General features: G+C 61.3%; 16 protein-coding genes and 1 riboswitch. Of the genes, 6 read left to right on the top strand and 10 right to left on the bottom strand.

The window, feature by feature from the left end; all coding sequences use genetic code 11:
• Positions 1-32: 32 nt before the first annotated feature.
• A riboswitch (TPP riboswitch) is annotated at positions 33-138 on the bottom strand.
• Positions 139-331: 193 nt separating this feature from the next.
• Positions 332-1771: a TolC family outer membrane protein gene (locus tag H096_RS09555; protein WP_028615490.1), complete on the top strand. Its 1440-nt coding sequence runs from the start codon at positions 332-334 to the stop codon at positions 1769-1771.
• Here the strand turns inward: H096_RS09555 and waaA are convergent.
• Together waaA and H096_RS09545 are read right to left on the bottom strand one after the other, a co-directional pair.
• A complete protein-coding gene (waaA, locus tag H096_RS09550) occupies positions 1765-3039 on the bottom strand; it encodes a lipid IV(A) 3-deoxy-D-manno-octulosonic acid transferase (protein WP_033897849.1) in 1275 nt (424 codons plus the stop codon). The genes H096_RS09555 and waaA overlap by 7 nt on opposite strands.
• Positions 3040-3062: 23 nt before the next feature.
• On the bottom strand, positions 3063-3953 hold the full coding sequence (locus tag H096_RS09545) for a LysR family transcriptional regulator (RefSeq protein WP_033897848.1): 891 nt from the start codon (positions 3951-3953) through the stop codon (positions 3063-3065).
• A gap of 102 nt (positions 3954-4055) precedes the next feature.
• On the opposite strand from H096_RS09545, the gene H096_RS09540 reads away from it, so the two are divergent.
• From H096_RS09540 to H096_RS09525, 4 genes are all read left to right on the top strand, one after another.
• A complete protein-coding gene (locus H096_RS09540; RefSeq protein ID WP_010213655.1) occupies positions 4056-4391 on the top strand; it encodes a multidrug efflux SMR transporter in 336 nt (111 codons plus the stop codon).
• A gap of 138 nt (positions 4392-4529) precedes the next feature.
• A complete protein-coding gene (locus tag H096_RS09535; protein WP_033897847.1) occupies positions 4530-5699 on the top strand; it encodes an FAD-dependent oxidoreductase in 1170 nt (389 codons plus the stop codon).
• Entirely contained in the window at positions 5696-6508 is an 813-nt protein-coding gene (locus H096_RS09530) for an aldo/keto reductase (RefSeq protein WP_033897846.1), read from the top strand. The genes H096_RS09535 and H096_RS09530 overlap by 4 nt, the downstream gene beginning before the upstream one ends.
• A 41-nt stretch (positions 6509-6549) precedes the next feature.
• Positions 6550-7509 (top strand): hypothetical protein, encoded by a 960-nt coding sequence (locus H096_RS09525; RefSeq protein WP_028615485.1) that lies wholly within the window; start codon positions 6550-6552, stop codon positions 7507-7509.
• 110 nt (positions 7510-7619) lie between these two features.
• Here H096_RS09525 and H096_RS09520 read toward each other — a convergent pair whose 3' ends face one another.
• From H096_RS09520 to H096_RS09495, 6 genes are all read right to left on the bottom strand, one after another.
• Positions 7620-8555 carry an NAD-dependent epimerase/dehydratase family protein gene (locus H096_RS09520; RefSeq protein ID WP_033897843.1) on the bottom strand — a complete coding sequence of 312 codons (936 nt, stop codon included), beginning with the start codon at positions 8553-8555 and terminating at the stop codon, positions 7620-7622.
• Positions 8548-9972 (bottom strand): bifunctional D-glycero-beta-D-manno-heptose-7-phosphate kinase/D-glycero-beta-D-manno-heptose 1-phosphate adenylyltransferase HldE, encoded by a 1425-nt coding sequence (gene hldE, locus H096_RS09515; RefSeq protein WP_033897841.1) that lies wholly within the window; start codon positions 9970-9972, stop codon positions 8548-8550. Before hldE ends, H096_RS09520 begins: the two co-directional genes overlap by 8 nt.
• A gap of 103 nt (positions 9973-10075) precedes the next feature.
• The gene (gene cysC / locus H096_RS09510; protein ID WP_033897838.1) at positions 10076-10684 is read right to left on the bottom strand and encodes an adenylyl-sulfate kinase; all 609 of its coding nucleotides are present in this window, start codon (positions 10682-10684) and stop codon (positions 10076-10078) included.
• Positions 10677-11381, bottom strand: coding sequence for a sulfotransferase family 2 domain-containing protein (locus tag H096_RS09505; protein WP_033897836.1), 705 nt, complete (start codon positions 11379-11381; stop codon positions 10677-10679). Before H096_RS09505 ends, cysC begins: the two co-directional genes overlap by 8 nt.
• A 152-nt stretch (positions 11382-11533) precedes the next feature.
• Positions 11534-13342 (bottom strand): lipid A export permease/ATP-binding protein MsbA, encoded by a 1809-nt coding sequence (gene msbA, locus H096_RS09500; RefSeq protein WP_033897835.1) that lies wholly within the window; start codon positions 13340-13342, stop codon positions 11534-11536.
• A 9-nt stretch (positions 13343-13351) separates the two neighbouring features.
• Positions 13352-14530 (bottom strand): O-antigen ligase family protein, encoded by a 1179-nt coding sequence (locus H096_RS09495; protein ID WP_033897833.1) that lies wholly within the window; start codon positions 14528-14530, stop codon positions 13352-13354.
• Between the two features lie 148 nt (positions 14531-14678).
• On the opposite strand from H096_RS09495, the gene H096_RS09490 reads away from it, so the two are divergent.
• Positions 14679-15245 (top strand): toluene tolerance protein, encoded by a 567-nt coding sequence (locus H096_RS09490; protein WP_191983001.1) that lies wholly within the window; start codon positions 14679-14681, stop codon positions 15243-15245.
• On the opposite strand, the gene H096_RS09485 is transcribed toward H096_RS09490, so the two are convergent.
• Positions 15234-16319 carry a glycosyltransferase gene (locus H096_RS09485; RefSeq protein WP_033897831.1) on the bottom strand — a complete coding sequence of 362 codons (1086 nt, stop codon included), beginning with the start codon at positions 16317-16319 and terminating at the stop codon, positions 15234-15236. The two genes, H096_RS09490 and H096_RS09485, sit on opposite strands and share 12 nt — an antisense overlap.
• Positions 16320-16365: 46 nt before the next feature.
• Positions 16366-17127: a hypothetical protein gene (locus H096_RS09480; protein ID WP_033897829.1), complete on the bottom strand. Its 762-nt coding sequence runs from the start codon at positions 17125-17127 to the stop codon at positions 16366-16368.
• Between the last annotated feature and the right edge of the window lies 1 nt (position 17128).

Raw genomic sequence — 17128 nt, 5'->3', positions numbered from 1 at the left:
CAACCCGGACGAAGCACAAGAGGACTCGCCGGGTGACGAGAAATCTTGTTCCCTACGCAGGCGCTAACCTGATCAGGTTCAACGGGATCCGGTATTTACCGATCTCAGCCTTCCAACAAGGCACCCCGACAAGAACGCGGCCAGTCTAGACCATGGCGTGGGCAAATTGCCAATGGCGGTGCATTCAGCGTGATGAATGGCTCTTTTGCAGATTGTTGTGCGGTGACCGCGCCACTACACTCGGGAACTGCTTAAGGCTTGACGCCACAAAAGGCGAGCCTTAGCCTTGGGCTCGAAATTACATCCATAATATTTATCTAGGGATCGCCTCATGCTGCGCAAACTTTCACTGGCTCTCGCCGTGTCTTGTGCGACCAACGGAATGGTCTGGGCAGCTGAAGCGCCCTTGTCCGCTAAAACTGACTTGGTCAGCGTCTACCAGGAAGCGGTGGACAACAACGCCGACCTGGCCGCCGCCCGCGCCCAATACGGCGCGCAAAAAGAAGTGGTGCCCCAGGCCCGCGCCGGGCTGCTGCCGAACCTGACCGGTGGCGCCGACATCAATAACGTGCGCACCCAGATCGACACGCCCGCCGCCACCGCCAACCGCGATGCGCATTCCTGGCGGGCCACCTTGAGCCAGCCGCTGTTCCGCGCCGACCGCTGGTTCCAACTGCAGGCGGCCGAGGCCACCAACGAGCAGGCGGCGCTGCAACTGTCGGCCACCGAGCAGAACCTGATCCTGCAAAGCGCCGAAAATTACTTCGCCGTGCTGCGCGCCCAGGACAACCTGGCGTCGACCAAGGCCGAAGAGAATGCCTTCAAGCGCCAACTGGACCAGTCCAACGAGCGCTTCGACGTCGGCCTGTCGGACAAGACCGACGTGCTGCAATCCCAGGCCAGCTACGACACCGCCCGCGCCAACCGCATCCTGGCCCAACGCCAGGTGGAGGACGCGTTCGAAGCCTTGATCACGCTGACCAACCGCCAATACAACTCGATCCAGGGCATTGTCCACACGCTGCCGGTGCTACCACCGCTGCCGAACGACGCCAAGGCCTGGGTAGAAACCGCCGGCCGCCAGAACCTCAACCTGCTGGCCAGCAACTACGCCGTCACCGCCGCCGAAGAAACCCTCAAGCAGCGCAAGGCCGGGCATGCCCCGACCCTGGACGCCGTGGCGCAATACGAAAAAGGTGACAACGACGCCCTGGGCTTCAGCAACCCGAATGCGTTCGGCACGCCGTACCGCGGCGATGTGGAACAGCGCACCATCGGCCTGCGCCTGAGCATCCCGATCTACAGCGGCGGGCTGACCAGCTCGCAAGTGCGTGAGTCCTACTCGCGCCTGGGCCAGACCGAGCAACAGCGCGAAGGCCTGCGCCGCCAGGTGGTGGAAAACACCCGCAACCTGCACCGTGCGGTGAACACCGATGTGGAGCAGGTGCAAGCGCGCCGCCAGTCGATCATCTCCAACCAGAGCGCGGTGGAAGCCACGGAAATCGGTTATCAGGTGGGTACGCGCAATATCGTCGATGTGCTGGATTCACAACGCCAGCTCTACGCGTCGGTGCGTAACTACAACAACAGCCGCTACGACTACATTCTCGACAATCTGCGCTTGAAGCAAGCGGCAGGCACTTTGAACCCAGGTGACTTGCAGGACCTGGCGCGCTACTTAAAGGCTGACTACAACCCGGACCGCGACTTCCTGCCGCCGGACCTGGCCAAAGCCGCCGCCGAGCAATTGAAAGCCCGCCCCGGCTATTGAAGCAAACGCCCCAGGCCATCCAGCAAGCGCTTCAACGCGCCCTGATTGGCCTGCATCACCTTGAGTCCCGCCTGCGCCATCTTGCGCGCATCCTGCGGCAGTTCGAATAACTGGCGCACGGCTTCGGCCAAGCCTTCGGCGTCATCCACCTCGCGCAACGCCCCGGCTTCACGCATCATCGTGGTGATTTCGAGGAAGTTGAACACGTGCGGCCCCATGATCACAGGCTTGGCCAATGCCGCCGGCTCCAGGGGATTGTGCCCGCCGGTCGCCACCAGGCTGCCGCCGACAAAAGCGCTGTCGGCCAAAGCGTAGAGAAACAGCAATTCGCCCATGGTGTCGCCGAGCAGAACCGAGGTTTGCGCGGTGACGGCTTCGCCGCTGGAGCGACGCACGGTGACAAAACCTTGCTGCTGGCACAGCTCGAACATCGGCCCGAAGCGCTCCTGGTGGCGCGGCACCAGGATCAGCAGCGCGTTGGGATAGCTTTCGAGCAATTGGCGATGGGCTGCCAAGACGACGTCATCTTCACCTTCATGGGTACTCGCGGCGATCCACACCGGGCGCTCGCTGGCGCCCCATTGCGCGCGCAACGCAGCGGCCCGCGCTGGCAGCTCGGGGTCGATGGTCAGGTCAAACTTGATCGAGCCGGTGACGTCGACGGTTTCCGGGCGAGCGCCAAGGCTAAGGAAACGCTGAGCTTCGGCGTGCGTCTGCACGGCGAACAGGCTCATTTGCGCCAGCATCGGCGCCGTCAGCTTGGCAAAGCGTGCATAGCCCTTGGCCGAACGCGCCGACAGCCGCGCATTCGCCAATGCCACCGGAATCCCACGCTGGGCGCAGGCGTGGATATGGTTGGGCCACAGCTCGGTTTCCATGATCACCGCCAGTTTCGGCTGCACACGGTCGAGGAAACGTCTGGCCGCGCACGGCAAGTCATACGGCAAATAGCAATGCTGGATGCGTGGCTCGTTGGCGAACAATGCCTGGATGCGCTCGGACCCGGTGGGCGTCATGCAGGTAACAGTGATCGGCAGCGTCGGATAACGCGCCAGCAACCCGCGCACCATGGGCGCGGCGGCAATGCTCTCGCCTACCGACACAGCATGCACCCAGATCCCGCCGGGCTGCATCACCGGCAGGCCATAGGAGAAACGTTCGCCGACGCGCTTGGCATAGGCCGGCGCCTTGCGCGCGCGCAGCCACAGACGTAAAGCCACCAACGGCAGCGCCAGGTAAAACAGACAGCTGTAGAGAGTTCTATTCATGGCGGCGGAGTTTATCGGCTTTTTCAGTCGATCGCCTGCAAGCACTCGGCAAATCGTTTGGCCAGGAAGCGCGCGGCAGGTCCCAGGTGTTCGTCGCGGCGCCAGACCAACTCCACCACCAGGGCCGGCGGCGTCCATTCGCTGTCCAGCTCCACCATCTGTTGCTGATAGGTCGGGTACTGCACGATATGCCGGGGCAGCCAGGCCCAACCCAGGCCGCTCATCAGCCACTCGGCCAACACGTAGAAACTGTCGGCGCGCCATACCAGCGGGCTGGCCGCTTCGCTGCCGGGATACACGCTGGTCTGGGTCGACATCAGCAACTGGCGGAACTGCGCCAGGCGTTGGCACGTCACGTATTGCTCCTTGGCCAGTGGGTGATTTACACCGCACACCGTGACCATCTCCACACTGCCGACCACCCGTCGCTCCAAGGCTTCGGGGATCTGGTCGTGATAGAACAGCAGGCCCAGGTCAGCCTTGCGCTCCACCAACTTGCGCGCCACATCGCCTTGGGCGGCGCTGGACAGCTGCACTTCCAGCAACGGGTATTCGCCGGCCAGGGCTTCCAGGCTGTCGAGGACCGGCTGAAACAGCATGGCTTCGTCCTGGGCCAGGCGCAGGCACGCCTCCTCGCCGCGGGTCAGTGAAAGCGCCCGGCCATTGAGGCGCTCACATTGGCGCAGCACTTCGCGTGCTTCCTCCAGCAATACGCTGCCGGCTTCGGTCAACCGTGGTTGGCGGCCGCTGCTACGCTCGAACAGGCTGACGCCGAGGTCCGCCTCCAGCATTGCAATCCCATTGCTCACCGCCGACTGCGCCTTGCGCTGTTGGCGCGCCACGGCCGAAAACGAGCGCTGTTCGGCGACGCTGACAAACAGGCGCATCTGCTCCAGATCCCATTGCACGCTCATGGCTCAACCCATCTCCAATTCAGATAGGTAATGACTTTACCCCATCTGATTAAACTCTAGAATGCCAGCCTTATCTGATTGCTTTACCCCGAGGATTGACCCATGAACGTCGCTTACTACTACTTGGCCATTGCCATCTGCTCGGAAGTGATCGCCACCGTGTCCATGAAGGCCATCAAGGGCTGGAGTACGCCGATCCCACTGTTGCTGGTGATCGTCGGCTACGGCGTGGCGTTCTGGATGCTGACGCTGGTGGTGCGCACGGTGCCGGTGGGCGTGGCCTACGCCGTGTGGGCCGGGATGGGCATTGTGATGGTGAGCATCGCGGCGCTGTTTATCTACGGGCAGAAGCTGGATATCCCGGCGATGCTGGGGATGGGCCTGATTGTGTTGGGCGTGGTGGTGATCCAGTTGTTCTCGAAAACCGCCGGGCACTAGGAAAGCAGCCGCTAGCTTTAAGCGGCAAGCGACAAGAAAAAGCAGCGCGGTCGGCGTCTAACTTGCCGCTTGCAGCTGATAACTTGCAGCTGCGCGCTATACTAGCCCTCCTTTTTCTACGCCAGAGGTCCCGCGCGCATGCCTATTTCCACCGACGTTCTGATTGTCGGCGCCGGGGTTGCCGGCCTCTGGCTGAATGCGCGCCTGCGCCGCCAGGGGTTTTCCACGGTGTTGGTGGAAAGCGCCACCTTGGGGGGTGGGCAAAGCGTGAAGTCCCAGGGGATCATTCACGGCGGTGCGAAATACGCCCTGCACGGCGCCCTCACCGGCGCCTCAGAAGCCATTGCCGACATGCCGCGCCGCTGGCGTGAAGCGCTGGCGGGCGACGGTGAGCTGGATCTGACCGGCGTGCGCCTATTGTCCGAAGCCCATTACCTGTGGTCGCCCGGTACGATTGCCGGCAACCTCACCAGCTTCTTCGCCAGTAAGGCCGTGCGTGGCCGTGTCGATCAGGTCAAGGGCGACGACCTGCCGCCAGCCCTGCAAGACCGTCGATTCAAGGGCAAGGTCTATCGCCTTGCCGAGCTAGTCATCGACGTGCCGAGCCTGATCGAGCGCCTCGCGCAACTGGCCGGTGATGGTTTGCTCGCCGGGCAGCACATCGAGCCCCTGCTGGAAGGCAACACACTCGTCGGCCTGAAAGTGGACGGCCGCGAGATCCGCGCCCAGCGCATCGTGCTGAGTGCCGGCGCGGGCACGGCAGATCTGCTGACCGCGCTGGGCCTGAGCCAGCCGGCGATGCAGAAGCGCCCTTTGCACATGATCATCGCCAAAGGCCCCGGCCTGAAGCCGTTGTATGCCCACTGCCTGGGCGGCGGCACCAAGCCGCGCATCACCGTCACCACGCACCCGGCCGCCGATGGCAACTGGGTGTGGTACATGGGCGGCGACATTGCCGAAGCCGATGGCGTGGCGCGCACGCCGCAAGAACAAATCGCCACTGCGCAGAAAGAGCTTGCTCAGCTGTTGCCGTGGATCGACATGAGCCAAACCCAGTGGGCCACCCTGCGCGTCGACCGTGCCGAGCCGCTGCAATCGGGCCTCACCCGTCCCGACAATGCCTTCATCGCCGAGGAAGGCCGCCTGTTGGTGGGCTGGCCGACCAAACTGGCGCTGGCGCCGGACTTCGCCGATCGGGTGATCAACAGCCTGGAACGTGACGGCATTCGCCCAAGCGCCAGCGAGCCGCTGCCCGACCTGCCAAAACCCGCCATCGGCGTCCCTGCCTGGGAGCAACTGTTGCCATGAGCCTGCCCACCCTGCACGACCTGCATCGCCCCTTGGGCAACTCCGGCCTGATGGTTTCGCCACTGGGCCTGGGCACCGTCAAGCTGGGCCGCGACCAAGGGGTGAAGTACCCCAGCGGCTTCCAGATTCCCGGTGATGACGAGGCGCGCATGCTGCTGCAACAGGCCCGCGAACTGGGCATCAACCTGATCGACACCGCGCCGGCCTATGGCATGAGCGAGGAACGCCTGGGCCCGCTGTTGCGCGATCAACGCAAGGAGTGGGTGATTGTCAGCAAGGTCGGGGAAGAGTTCGAGAATGGCGCATCCACCCACGACTTCAGCGCGGCTCACACCCGCCTGTCGATCGAGCGCAGTTTGAAACGACTTGAAACCGATTTTATCGACCTGGTGCTGGTGCACTCCGACGGTAACGACCTGCACATCCTCAACGACTGCGAGGTCTACCAGACCCTGGCCGAGCTGAAAAAAGAAGGCAAAATCCGCGGTTTCGGCTTCTCCGGCAAAACCGTCGAAGGCGGGGTGAAGGCTCTGGAACAGGGCGATTGCGCCATGGTCACCTACAATTTGAACGAACAGGCCGAGAAAGCCGTCATTGATTATGCGGCCGCCCATGGCAAGGGCATCCTGGTGAAAAAGGCCTTGGCCAGTGGTCACGTTTGCCTGGAGTCTGGAATGGATCCAATTCGTGCGAGTTTCATGCTGTTGTTTGCGCAAACGGGCGTCGCCAGTGCTATTGTCGGGACCATCAATCCGCTGCACCTGGCCCATAACGTGGCGACCGCTGCCCAGGTCATTCGTCAACTCTGATGCCGCCCACGCGGCCGACCCCGTCGCAAGAAGGAGCCGACATGCCGCGAACGCTCATAAGAAAAAACCCCAGCAACTTCAAGACACTGCCGCTGCACGTGGAAGCCACCCCCGAAGGCTTGAGTTACCAGAGCGTCGGCATGCCGCTCAACTTTGCCCAGACCCTGCAACGGCGCAAACCGGTGGAAGTGGCCGACCCAGAGCGCTTCGCCCTGGAACTGGCCAACCTCGGGGTATCGGTACGCCTGACCCTGCACTGGCAAAACCGCGATTATTGGGTGCTGGTGCGCCAACGCCGCCAAGACCGTGGCGATGTGGTGCTCAAGCTGATCTCCGGCTACGTACCCGCCCATGAACTGAACCTGCCGCTGCACACCGCCATCCAGGAAATCGCCGAAGAGTGCCTGCTGGAGACGCCGGAAGGCTGGCTGGGCGGACGCTTCAACGACACTTGGCTACCGGCGCCTTATTCCGCCGCGCTGCATTACCGTGAAGCCCTGCCCTTTCGCCTCAGCCCGCTGTCCGGTGCCGCCCGCCCGGTACGTTGCGCCACCACCCAATTGATCGAGCGCCCGCGCGCCTACGTGCACCTGCCCACCGCCTCCCTGCAATTGATCTATGACCTGCGCCTGGAAGTGCCCAAGGAAGCCAAGTCCCTGAGCCTGTTCCATGTGGACGAGCGCCTGGAAGGCGATCAACTGGTGGCACGCCTGGACCGCCAGCGTCCTGACCTGTACCTGATGCCGTTGAAAGACGGCCAGCCTCTGGCCGAGTTGTACACCGTCAAGAAAGACCAGCTGTACCCGGCGAGTACTCGCGGTTTGTACCTGGCGGAAAGCTTCGCCCAGCAGGAAGGCTGGCTGGTGCGTGAAGAGCGGATTCGCTGGAAGGATTGGCTACGCCAGCAGGGGTTGGCGGAGCCGGAGAAAGAGTCGAAATTGAAGCGCCTGGCACAGCGGGTGCTGCGCAAGATCGTGCCCAAGAAAAAAGCCAAGGCCTGAATCAGACTGTAGTGAGCGGGCTTGCCCCGCGCTGGAGTGCGTAGCGCTCCGGCTTTTTTGGGGCCGCTACGCAGCCCAGCGCGGGGCAAGCCCGCTCACTACAAATCGCGTCAGCCTTTGAGCAAGCGCTCCAGCCCGACCTTCAAGGGTGTGGGCTCGGGGAGTGTGAAGCTCGCCAACAACCGCTGATTGTTCGCCCGCGAGTGGCGAATATCCCCAGAACGCGCCGGACCGTAAGTCACCGCCGGCAACTTGCCGACAATCTCTTCCAGCGCCTGCAATACCTGCTTGAGGGTAGTGGTGCGGTTCCAGCCCACATTAATGGCACCCAGCGGTGCAGTCGGCGCTTCAATCGCCTGCACCAACACATCAACCAAGTCTTCCACGTACATGAAGTCACGGGTTTGCTCGCCATCGCCGAACACGGCAATCGGCACGCCCTGCTGCACGCGCTCGCTGAAGATGCTGATCACGCCGGAATACGGCGATGACGGATCCTGGCGAGGCCCGAAGATATTGAAAAAGCGGAAAATCACCGGCTCCAGCGCGTGCTGGCGACGGTAGAAGTCAAAGTAGAACTCACTGGCCAGCTTGTCGGACGCATAGGGCGTCAGTGGCGCCTTGGTGGTGTCTTCGTCAATCGAAGCGCCTTCGCCATTGTTGCCATACACCGCCGCGCTGGAGGCATACACCACACGTTTGACGCCGGCCTTGCGCATGGCTTCGCAGACATTCAAGGTGCCGACGAAATTGCTCTGGTGCGTGCTGACCGGATCATCCACCGAGGCCTGCACCGAGGCCACAGCCGCCAGGTGCACCACCGCTGTTGCGCCGACGGCGGCGCGGGCTACCAGATCGGCATCCGCCACATCACCTTCGAGCAATTGGACGCGTGGATTGTCCAGCGGCAAATTGCTGCGCTTGCCGGTGGACAGGTTATCCAGCACTCGCACGCCGTAGCCTTTGGCAAGCAGCGCATCGACCAGGTGCGAACCAATAAAGCCGGCGCCGCCGGTGATCAGAACCCACTTATCAGCGTTACTCATTGTTACGGATCTTCTCGACAATGGCGGTGGTCGAGCTGTTCTCGACCAGGCCCAGTACTTTGACCTTGCCACCGTAGGCGCTGACGATATCCGCCCCTACCACTTGGTCGACGGAGTAGTCACCACCTTTGACCAGCACGTCCGGCTTGACCTGGGCCAGCAAGTTTTCCGGGGTCGCTTCAGGGAAGCTGATCACCCAGTCCACCGCGCCCAGACCTGCAAGCACCGCCATGCGACGGTCGACACTGTTGATCGGACGGCCAGGGCCTTTGAGGCGGCTGACCGACGCGTCATCGTTGACCGCGACGATCAGGCGATCGCCTTGGGCGCGCGCCTGTTCCAGATAAGTCACGTGACCGGCGTGCAGGATGTCGAAGCAGCCGTTGGTGAACACAATGCTTTCGTTGTGGGCACGAGCGTCGTCAATTGCCAGCAGCAATTGTTCGATGGTCAGCACACCGCGTTCCGAGCCTTCGGAGCGCTGGATCGCACGGCGCAATTCAGGTGCGCTGATGGCAGCGGTACCCAACTTGCCCACTACGATGCCCGCCGCCAAGTTGGCCAGGGCCACGGCGTGGGGCAGTTCTTCGCCCGCCGCAATCGAGGCGGCCAGGGTGGAGATCACGGTGTCGCCAGCGCCGGTAACGTCGAACACTTCACGGGCACGTGCCGGCAGGTGCATCGCCGGGTGGCCCGGACGCAGCAAGGTCATGCCGTGCTCGCCACGGGTGACCAGCAAGGCGCCCAGGTCGAGGTCGGCCATCAGCGCGGCGCCCTTGGTGACCAGGTCGTGTTCATCGGCGCAACCGCCGACGATGGCTTCGAACTCGCTGAGATTCGGCGTGATCAGGCTGGCTCCGCGATAAATCGAGAAGTCCTTGCCCTTGGGATCGGCCAGTACCGGAATGCCCTTGGCCTTGGCGGCCTGGATCAGCACCTGGTGGTTGCGCAAGGCGCCTTTGCCGTAGTCGGACAACACCAGCACCTTGATGCCTTCGAGCAGCTCATCGACCTGGCCGCTGAGGGCCAGGGCATCGGTGGCGAAGGGTTCTTCAAAATCGATACGCAGCAGTTGCTGGTGACGGCTCATGACCCGCAGCTTGACGATGGTCGGCTGGTGGGCAATGCGCTGGAACAGCGCGCGCACGCCGGCACCGCGCAGGCTGTTGGCCAGGCTGTCGGCGGCTTCGTCGTCACCGGTCACGCCGACCAGGGAGGCCGGGGCGCCGAGGGCGGCAATATTGAGGGCAACGTTGGCAGCGCCGCCCGGACGGTCTTCGATTTGCTCGACCTTGACTACCGGTACCGGCGCCTCAGGGGAAATCCGTGAGGTACCGCCATGCCAGTAACGGTCGAGCATGACATCGCCGACCACCAAGACAGGGGCTTGATCGAATCGCGGCATGGACAACTTCATGGAGCATCCCACATACAAAATGAACAGGGGCGCGATATTAGCACAGGGTGAGCGCCGCCTAGTTCGAGAGCTTTATGTGGGATGCATCACATGCGAAATCTGATCATTTTTTGAACAGTACCGCCAAAATGTGATCCACCGCGTCGGCCAGTTCGACTTCATCGGTATTGATTTCGCAGTCAGCCTTGATCGGCGCTTCATAGGGGCTGTCCAGCCCGGTGAAGGCTTTGATCCGGCCTTCCAGTGCCGCACGGTACAACCCCTTGGGATCACGCCGTGCGCACACCTCGAACGGCGTACTGATGTAGACCTCGAAAAACTGCCCCGGCCCGAACAGTGCCTTGGCGGTTGCCCGATCAGCGCTGAACGGGGAAATCGCCGAAACGATCACGATCAGACCCGCGTCCACCATCAGCCGCGCTACCTCGCCGATGCGCCGGATATTTTCCTTGCGCGCCGCATCACTCATGCCCAGGTCATTGCATAATCCCGTGCGCAAGTTATCGCCATCGAGCACGAAGGTATGCCGGCCCTGCTCGTTGAGTTGCACTTCCAGAGCGTTGGCCAAGGTCGACTTACCGGACCCGGACAACCCCGTCAGCCAAAGGCAGCAAGGCTGCTGGTGCTTGAGTGCGGCCCGTGCGGCGACCGACAACGATAAGGCAAAGGGTCGGATAGAAGCAGAACCACTGGAGAGCGACTGACTATTCATACCCCAAGACCTCGTAATCACGTTGATAGGCACGCCGGACCAAGCGGCGCGTACGCTGGGTACAAAAGTCCTTGACCGATTCGCTGCGCCGCCTCAGTGAAACATTCAAATGTGGCAGGGATGTGCTCACGCCGAGGCGTTCGCATACCTGCTGGAAGTCATTCTCCAGGGACTCCTGGCGCCCAAGAAAGTCCATGGCCATCTGGCCCATGTGATCGACCAGAAAATCGGTCTGAGGGGCGAAATGCAGTTGGCGGCGCAGGTTCTCCGGGTGCAGCCAGTTGCCGACGAAATGATCGAAGTCGCGGTAGCTGCATACCAATGCCTGGGCGTGCAGATCACGGCTGCCCATATGGTTGCTGCGCAAGTAGGTGTAGGCCGAGTAAGCGCGCTCCAACGGGTCCCGCACGAAGGCAAATTTGAAACTGCGCTCGCAATGCTCGGGGAACTGCTGCTGATACCAGTAATACGGCAGATGCCCCGGCCAACGCCCGTCGAGGAGTGCCGAGCAGACGCTGCTGCCAGCGCACTTGGGCACATGGATAAATACGCAGTTGTGACGTTTGAAAGCCGGCGCAAGCGTGGCCACCCCAGACAGGGATTTGTTCACCGCTTGGCGGTCCACCACCGATAAACGCCCCAGCAGAAAAACCCGCTGGGATTTGGGAAGCAATTTCCAGAACAGACGTTGCAACATTCCATTACCCACGCAAGAAGGTTAGCCCTCTCGTTCGTCAATCGAATCGAGAAGGCCAACATAACAAACGATAGGCAGTGAATTATTTGGCTTTGGTCAAGCCTGTAAGGGACTTGATACAAACACCGGGGCGCATTGCGCGCCCCGGCACATCAGGTGATGTTGGCCGTTACCGGCTCATCCAGGCCCATGGCGTGCAGGCGCGAGTAATAGCCGCCCATGGCCAGCAGTTCCACGTGCGTACCACGCTCGACAATTTCACCGTGGTCCATCACCAGAATCATGTCGGCTTTCTCGATGGTGGACAGTCGGTGTGCGATCACCAGGGTGGTACGGCCCTTCATGACCTTGTCCAGCGCGGCCTGGATATGCCGCTCGGACTCGGTATCCAGCGCCGAAGTCGCCTCATCCAGGATCAGCAGCGGAGCATTTTTCAGCAGTGCCCGGGCGATAGCCAAGCGCTGGCGCTGACCGCCGGAGAGCAGCACGCCGTTTTCGCCGACTTCAGTGTCCAGGCCTTTGGGCAGCTCGGCGATGAAGTCCATGGCATAGGCATCGGTGGCAGCTTTCTCGATGTCTTCACGCGGCGCATCCGCCAGGTCGCCGTAGGCGATGTTGTTGGCCACCGTGTCGTTGAACAACGTGACGTGCTGGGTCACCTGGGCCACATGCCGACGCAGGTTGCGCAGGCGGTAGTCTTCGATTTCCACCTCGTCCAGCAGGATTTTGCCGGTTTCGTGGTGGTAGAAACGCGGGATCAGGCTGGCCAGTGTGGACTTGCCACTGCCCGAGCGGCCGACCAGGGCGATCATCTGCCCAGGCTCTGCGGTGAAGCTGATGTTCTTCAGCACTTCACGCTCGGCACCTGGGTAGGTGAAGCTCAGGTTGCGCACGTCCAGGCGACCGCTGACGCGGTCACGCTCCACGGTGCCGCTGTCGACTTCAGGCTCTTCATCCAACTGCTCGAAGATGCTTTCGGCACCGGCGACGCCTTTCTGGATGGTCGAGCTGACTTCCGACAGTTGGCGGATCGGCTTGGGCAACAGGCCCGCTGCGGTGATGTAGGCCACCAGGTCACCCGCCGTGGCATCGCCGCGCAGCAGCAGCACCAGGAACATCAGTGCCGCCATGGCGGTGTAGATCACCAGTTGCAGCATCGGCGTGTAGACCGCGCCGGTCTTGTTCATGCGCAGTTGCTTGTCGGTGTTGCCTTGGCTGGCCGCGGCAAAACGGCGTTCTTCGTAGCTTTCGCCACCGAAGCTGCGCACCACGCGGTAACCCTGGATAGTCTCCGAGGCCACGTGGGTGACGTCGCCCATCGCCACCTGGATTTTCTTGCTCTGCTTGCGGAATTTCTTGCTGGTACTGCCCACCATGATTGCGATCAACGGCAGGATCGCCAGCATGACCAAGGTCAGCTTCCAGTTCATCCACAGCAGGTAGCCGAACAGGAACACCACCGTCAGACCCTCACGGATCACCACCTTGATCGCATCCGTGGCGGCGCCAGTGACCATGGTCACGTTGAAGGTGATGCGCGAAATCAGGTGGCCGGAGTTGTGCGTGTCGAAATAACGGTTGGGCAATACCAGCAGCTTGTTGAACAACTGGACCCGCAGGTCATGCACCAGGCCCAGGGAGACCTTGGCCAGGTAGTAGTTGCCCAGGAACGAGCCGAGGCCTTGCCACGCGGCGATCAGGATGATCAGCAGCGGCACGGCCATCAACAGCTTCAGGTCCTTGAACAACGGGATCTTGGGCAGGAACACCACGTCGGGATTGCTCAAGCCATCCACGAAGTACTTGAGGATCCCGGCCAGCATCGGCTGGGTGGAAGCAAAGATCACGAAGCCCACGATACTCAGCATGAACATGCCGATGTACGGTTTCACATAGCCCAGCAGCCTGAAATAGATTTTCAGGCTGGATTCCTGGTCCGCTTTGGGCGGTGCGTCACTCATGTGTCGAGCTCACTGATTGGGTAGGACGCGAACTTTATCACATGCGTCGGGGTTGGCCCGAGCCCAGACCAAGGCAGTCGCCAGCGCAATCGGCAGCCATGAGATAAACCACTCGGCCCGCGGAGTGCCCGTCAGGCTGGCAGCATCGAACTGCATGGCCAGGGACGAGAACACCCACATACCGATGACACCCTTGCCGTAGAGCGTGTCGCGGGCTTTCCAGGCTTGCCACAGCACGCCGAACCACAGGCCGCACCACAGCAGCAGGCCGGGCAGACCGAGTTCGATAGCAACGTGGGAGAACAGGTTGTGGGCATGATCGAAATACACGCCCTCAGCCAGGACTTTATAGTCCCCTCCCAACCCCAGGCCGGTCCACGGGCGCTCGGCAATCATCTGCATGGCAGACATGAAGATCTGTGGTCGATAAGAAACGCCGCGAGCAAGCATCAACGATTGCATGGCGAAGAACACCGCCAGCGCCGCGATGACGGCGCCAATGGCGATCACTGCCGTACGACGATCACGACACCAGGCCGGCATTGCCACGACGGTCAGCAGCAAGGCCAGTGCAGCCCCCCGGCTCTGGCTCAGCACGACGAAGAGCCCAAGCAATGCGATGGACACGACCCATGCAACCTGCATCCAGCGGCCACGTGGCAGCCAATGCAACAGCCAGACGGCAGCAAGACCAATCACATAAGCTCCCAGAATCGGGTGGGACAACTGACCCAAGCCCTCGAGGCGCGCAAACCAGGCATTGTGCTCAACGCCGTAGAACTTGATGATCGCAACCAGTGACGACAAGGCCAATCCAAAACCGCCCCACTGCATCACACGGATGATTCGCTCGGTCTGCCCACAGGCAAACACCGGGAAAAACAGCAGGAATACGCCGATGTACAGCAGGCGCTTGACCTCGCGCGAGGGATCTTCGGCATTAGTCCATAACAGGCTGATGGCACCCCAGACGGCCAACGCCGCCACCATCAGGCACATCCAACGCTGCTTGCGCCAGACGTCCTTCAAGCGCTCACGGGCCGACCAGGCAAACACCATGGCGGGCAACCAGAGAAACAGGGTCAAGCCTTGTTGATAAATCTTGTTGGTCGGCGCAAAGGCAATCGCCAGCAAAAACCACAGCAACCCGAAAATCATCCATACCTGCGCCCAACGACTTGCTTGCATCACCCGCTCCTGAATACGTCCACTCCGCCAACGCGGCATGGTTAAAACCCAAAACTTTCGGCATTATTACCGATCACTGTGCCCGCGACTCCTACAAGGCTTTCCGACGATGCAATGTTCAAGGCTTCCCCAAGCCGATTTAAACGCGATGATTGAAGGTGCCCGTATCCTCGAAAAGGACAGCTATGGCCCTAAGGTCTACCTGCTGGCTGACGGGAATATCCTCAAACTGTTTCGCCGCAAGCGCCTGTTTTCATCGGCGCTGTTTCGCCCCTACTCCAAGCGCTTCATCGACAACGTGGCGCAGTTGCAACAACGTGGCATCCCCACCTTGACCGTGCTTGCGTTCTTCCAGCTGGCCGCGCCCGGCATGACCGCCGTGCTGTATCGCCCGTTGCCGGGTGAAACGCTGCGCCAGATCTCCAACAAGGAAGGCTTTGACTGGCAATCGAACCTCGACCCGCTGGTGGCACTTATCCGCCGTTTGCATGGTGCGGGAATCTACTTCCGCTCCCTGCATTTGGGCAATATCGTTGTTACACCTGATAACGAAATGGGCCTGATCGATGTGGCGGACATGCGTTTTTTGCGCGCGCCGCTGAACGCGGAGCTCGCGCGGCGCAACTTGCAACATTTCGCACGCTATATTGCACGCGAGAAGCTGAACGAACGCTTTCCAATGCAAGCACTGGAGCAAGCGCTCTTAGCGGCATGAAAACAGGCGCTGGGAGGTTTCACTGAAGTCCTTCCAGGCTTGCTCCGGCGCCAGGGCCCGGGACTGAGCGTCGAGCACGTCCTGGGCCGAAGTCGCGAAGGCGTGCTCCATCAAGCGGCCCCAGGCCTGTGCATTATCTGAAGGGGCGTACCAGCCGGCGTCCGCCAGTTGCTCGCGGAACACGGCCAATTCGCTGGTCAATACGGGCACACCGGCCATCACGGCCTCTTGCAGGATCAACCCCAAGCCCTCTTGCGTCGACGGAATGGCGACCCAGTCAAAGGCCCGGTACAGCGTCGCCGCGTCCGGTAAATGACCCGGCAGCGAAACCTTGCCCTGCAAGCCGAGCTGCTCGATACGCGCCTCCAGAGTATCCCTCGCCGCCCCCTCACCGATTATCACCAGCCGCGCATCCGGCTGATGCACCGACACACCGGCAAACGCCTCCAGCAAACAGCTGAACCCTTTGCCGTCGACCAACCGGCCTACTGCACCCAGTACGGGCGAGCCGTCCAACGGAAGGCCAAGACGAGTGCGCGCCTGCTCCCGAGAAAGCGCGGCAGCACGAAAAGCCACGGGATCGAACGCGCTGCGCAGCACGGTTACCGGCCGCTGCAGGAAACGCTCGATCGAGTGAGCCAGGGTTTGCGAAACGGCCACCAGGGTCAGCTGTGTAGCCGGAAACTGTTCAAACAGCTTCTGGTCCGCCCGGCGCATGCGTGTGACACCATGAAACACCACGACGGCGCGTACGTGCGGCAAACGCTTGAGCACCGGCAACATCACCCGAGCCACGCCAACCCCATCAATCAGCACAATCTCTACATCGTCAGGCAACGCTTTCTGGAAGCGCGCACGCATCCAGGGCATCAGCAACTTCCAAAAGTGCCGGCCCTTGAGCCGGGCAGAAGAGAGGTTCCACTCCAATGCCCGCCCATCCTCTTGCGAATGACCTTGAAGCAGCCAGGTATTGATCGGTGCACGGCAAATGGCGTGGGAAAGTATCTGTTGATGAACCTTCTGCACCGAAGCGAATGCAGAACCACCGGCCCACATGATGTTGATGATACTCATCGAAAAAATGACCTTTTGCGGCGTTGTTGTGGCTTGTCGTCTGTTCTTAATGGATCAACCAGCCGATACCGACACCCAGTACCAGCATGACTGCCAGCTTGACCCGCTCTCGCCGCTTACGACGCACCTTGGTCAAACGCTCCTCTGCCGTCGCCACATGCAAACCAAAACCGGTATGCAGAACCGCATCGCCCTCCAGCGTCACGGCTGCCAGGTTCAGCTGTGCATAACGCTTCGATAGCCCCTTCTCACCCTCGAACCCGGCGTAAGGCGCGCACAACCTGTACTCCTTGACGCGTCGCAACCCCGGGTTCAACGAAAAGCCCTGCCACTCTGGCTTGTCGGACAGCAGGGGATAACATGGCACCCCGCCGATCACCTCACGCGGCCCTAAATGGATGTAAGGGCTGTGTACCTGCAAGTCGTATACGTAGTTGCGCAACCACACCTGCAAAATATCGGGTCGCTGCTCCAATACCGCCTTGGAATCTTCGATGAAGCCTGGTCGATAAAACGCCCAGTCATCTTCGCAATGGAATATGTAGGGAGTCTCGACCGACTCGTAGGCCAAGTCGATAGATGCCAACTGCCCAAGCTTCGGGCGGTTGATCAAGAAAGTGCAATGGCTGCGCCAGTGCTCAGGAACCGCATTGCGTACGGCTTCATCGCCAGAGTCTTCGGTAATGAAGACCTCACGTATATCAGCCGTATTAAACAGATCGAAGCTCTCGAGCGCGCGCTTTAACAAATCGAAGCGACCACAACTGGTCACTACGAGCGTTATGTCGCTTTGATCAGAGAATTGCATT

This window comes from Pseudomonas sp. FH1, from assembly GCF_000510895.2.
GTDB classification, from domain to species: Bacteria; Pseudomonadota; Gammaproteobacteria; order Pseudomonadales; family Pseudomonadaceae; genus Aquipseudomonas; species Aquipseudomonas azotoformans_A.
Note: the sequence above shows the minus strand (reverse complement) of the source record. Positions and strands in the feature narration are given on the sequence as shown.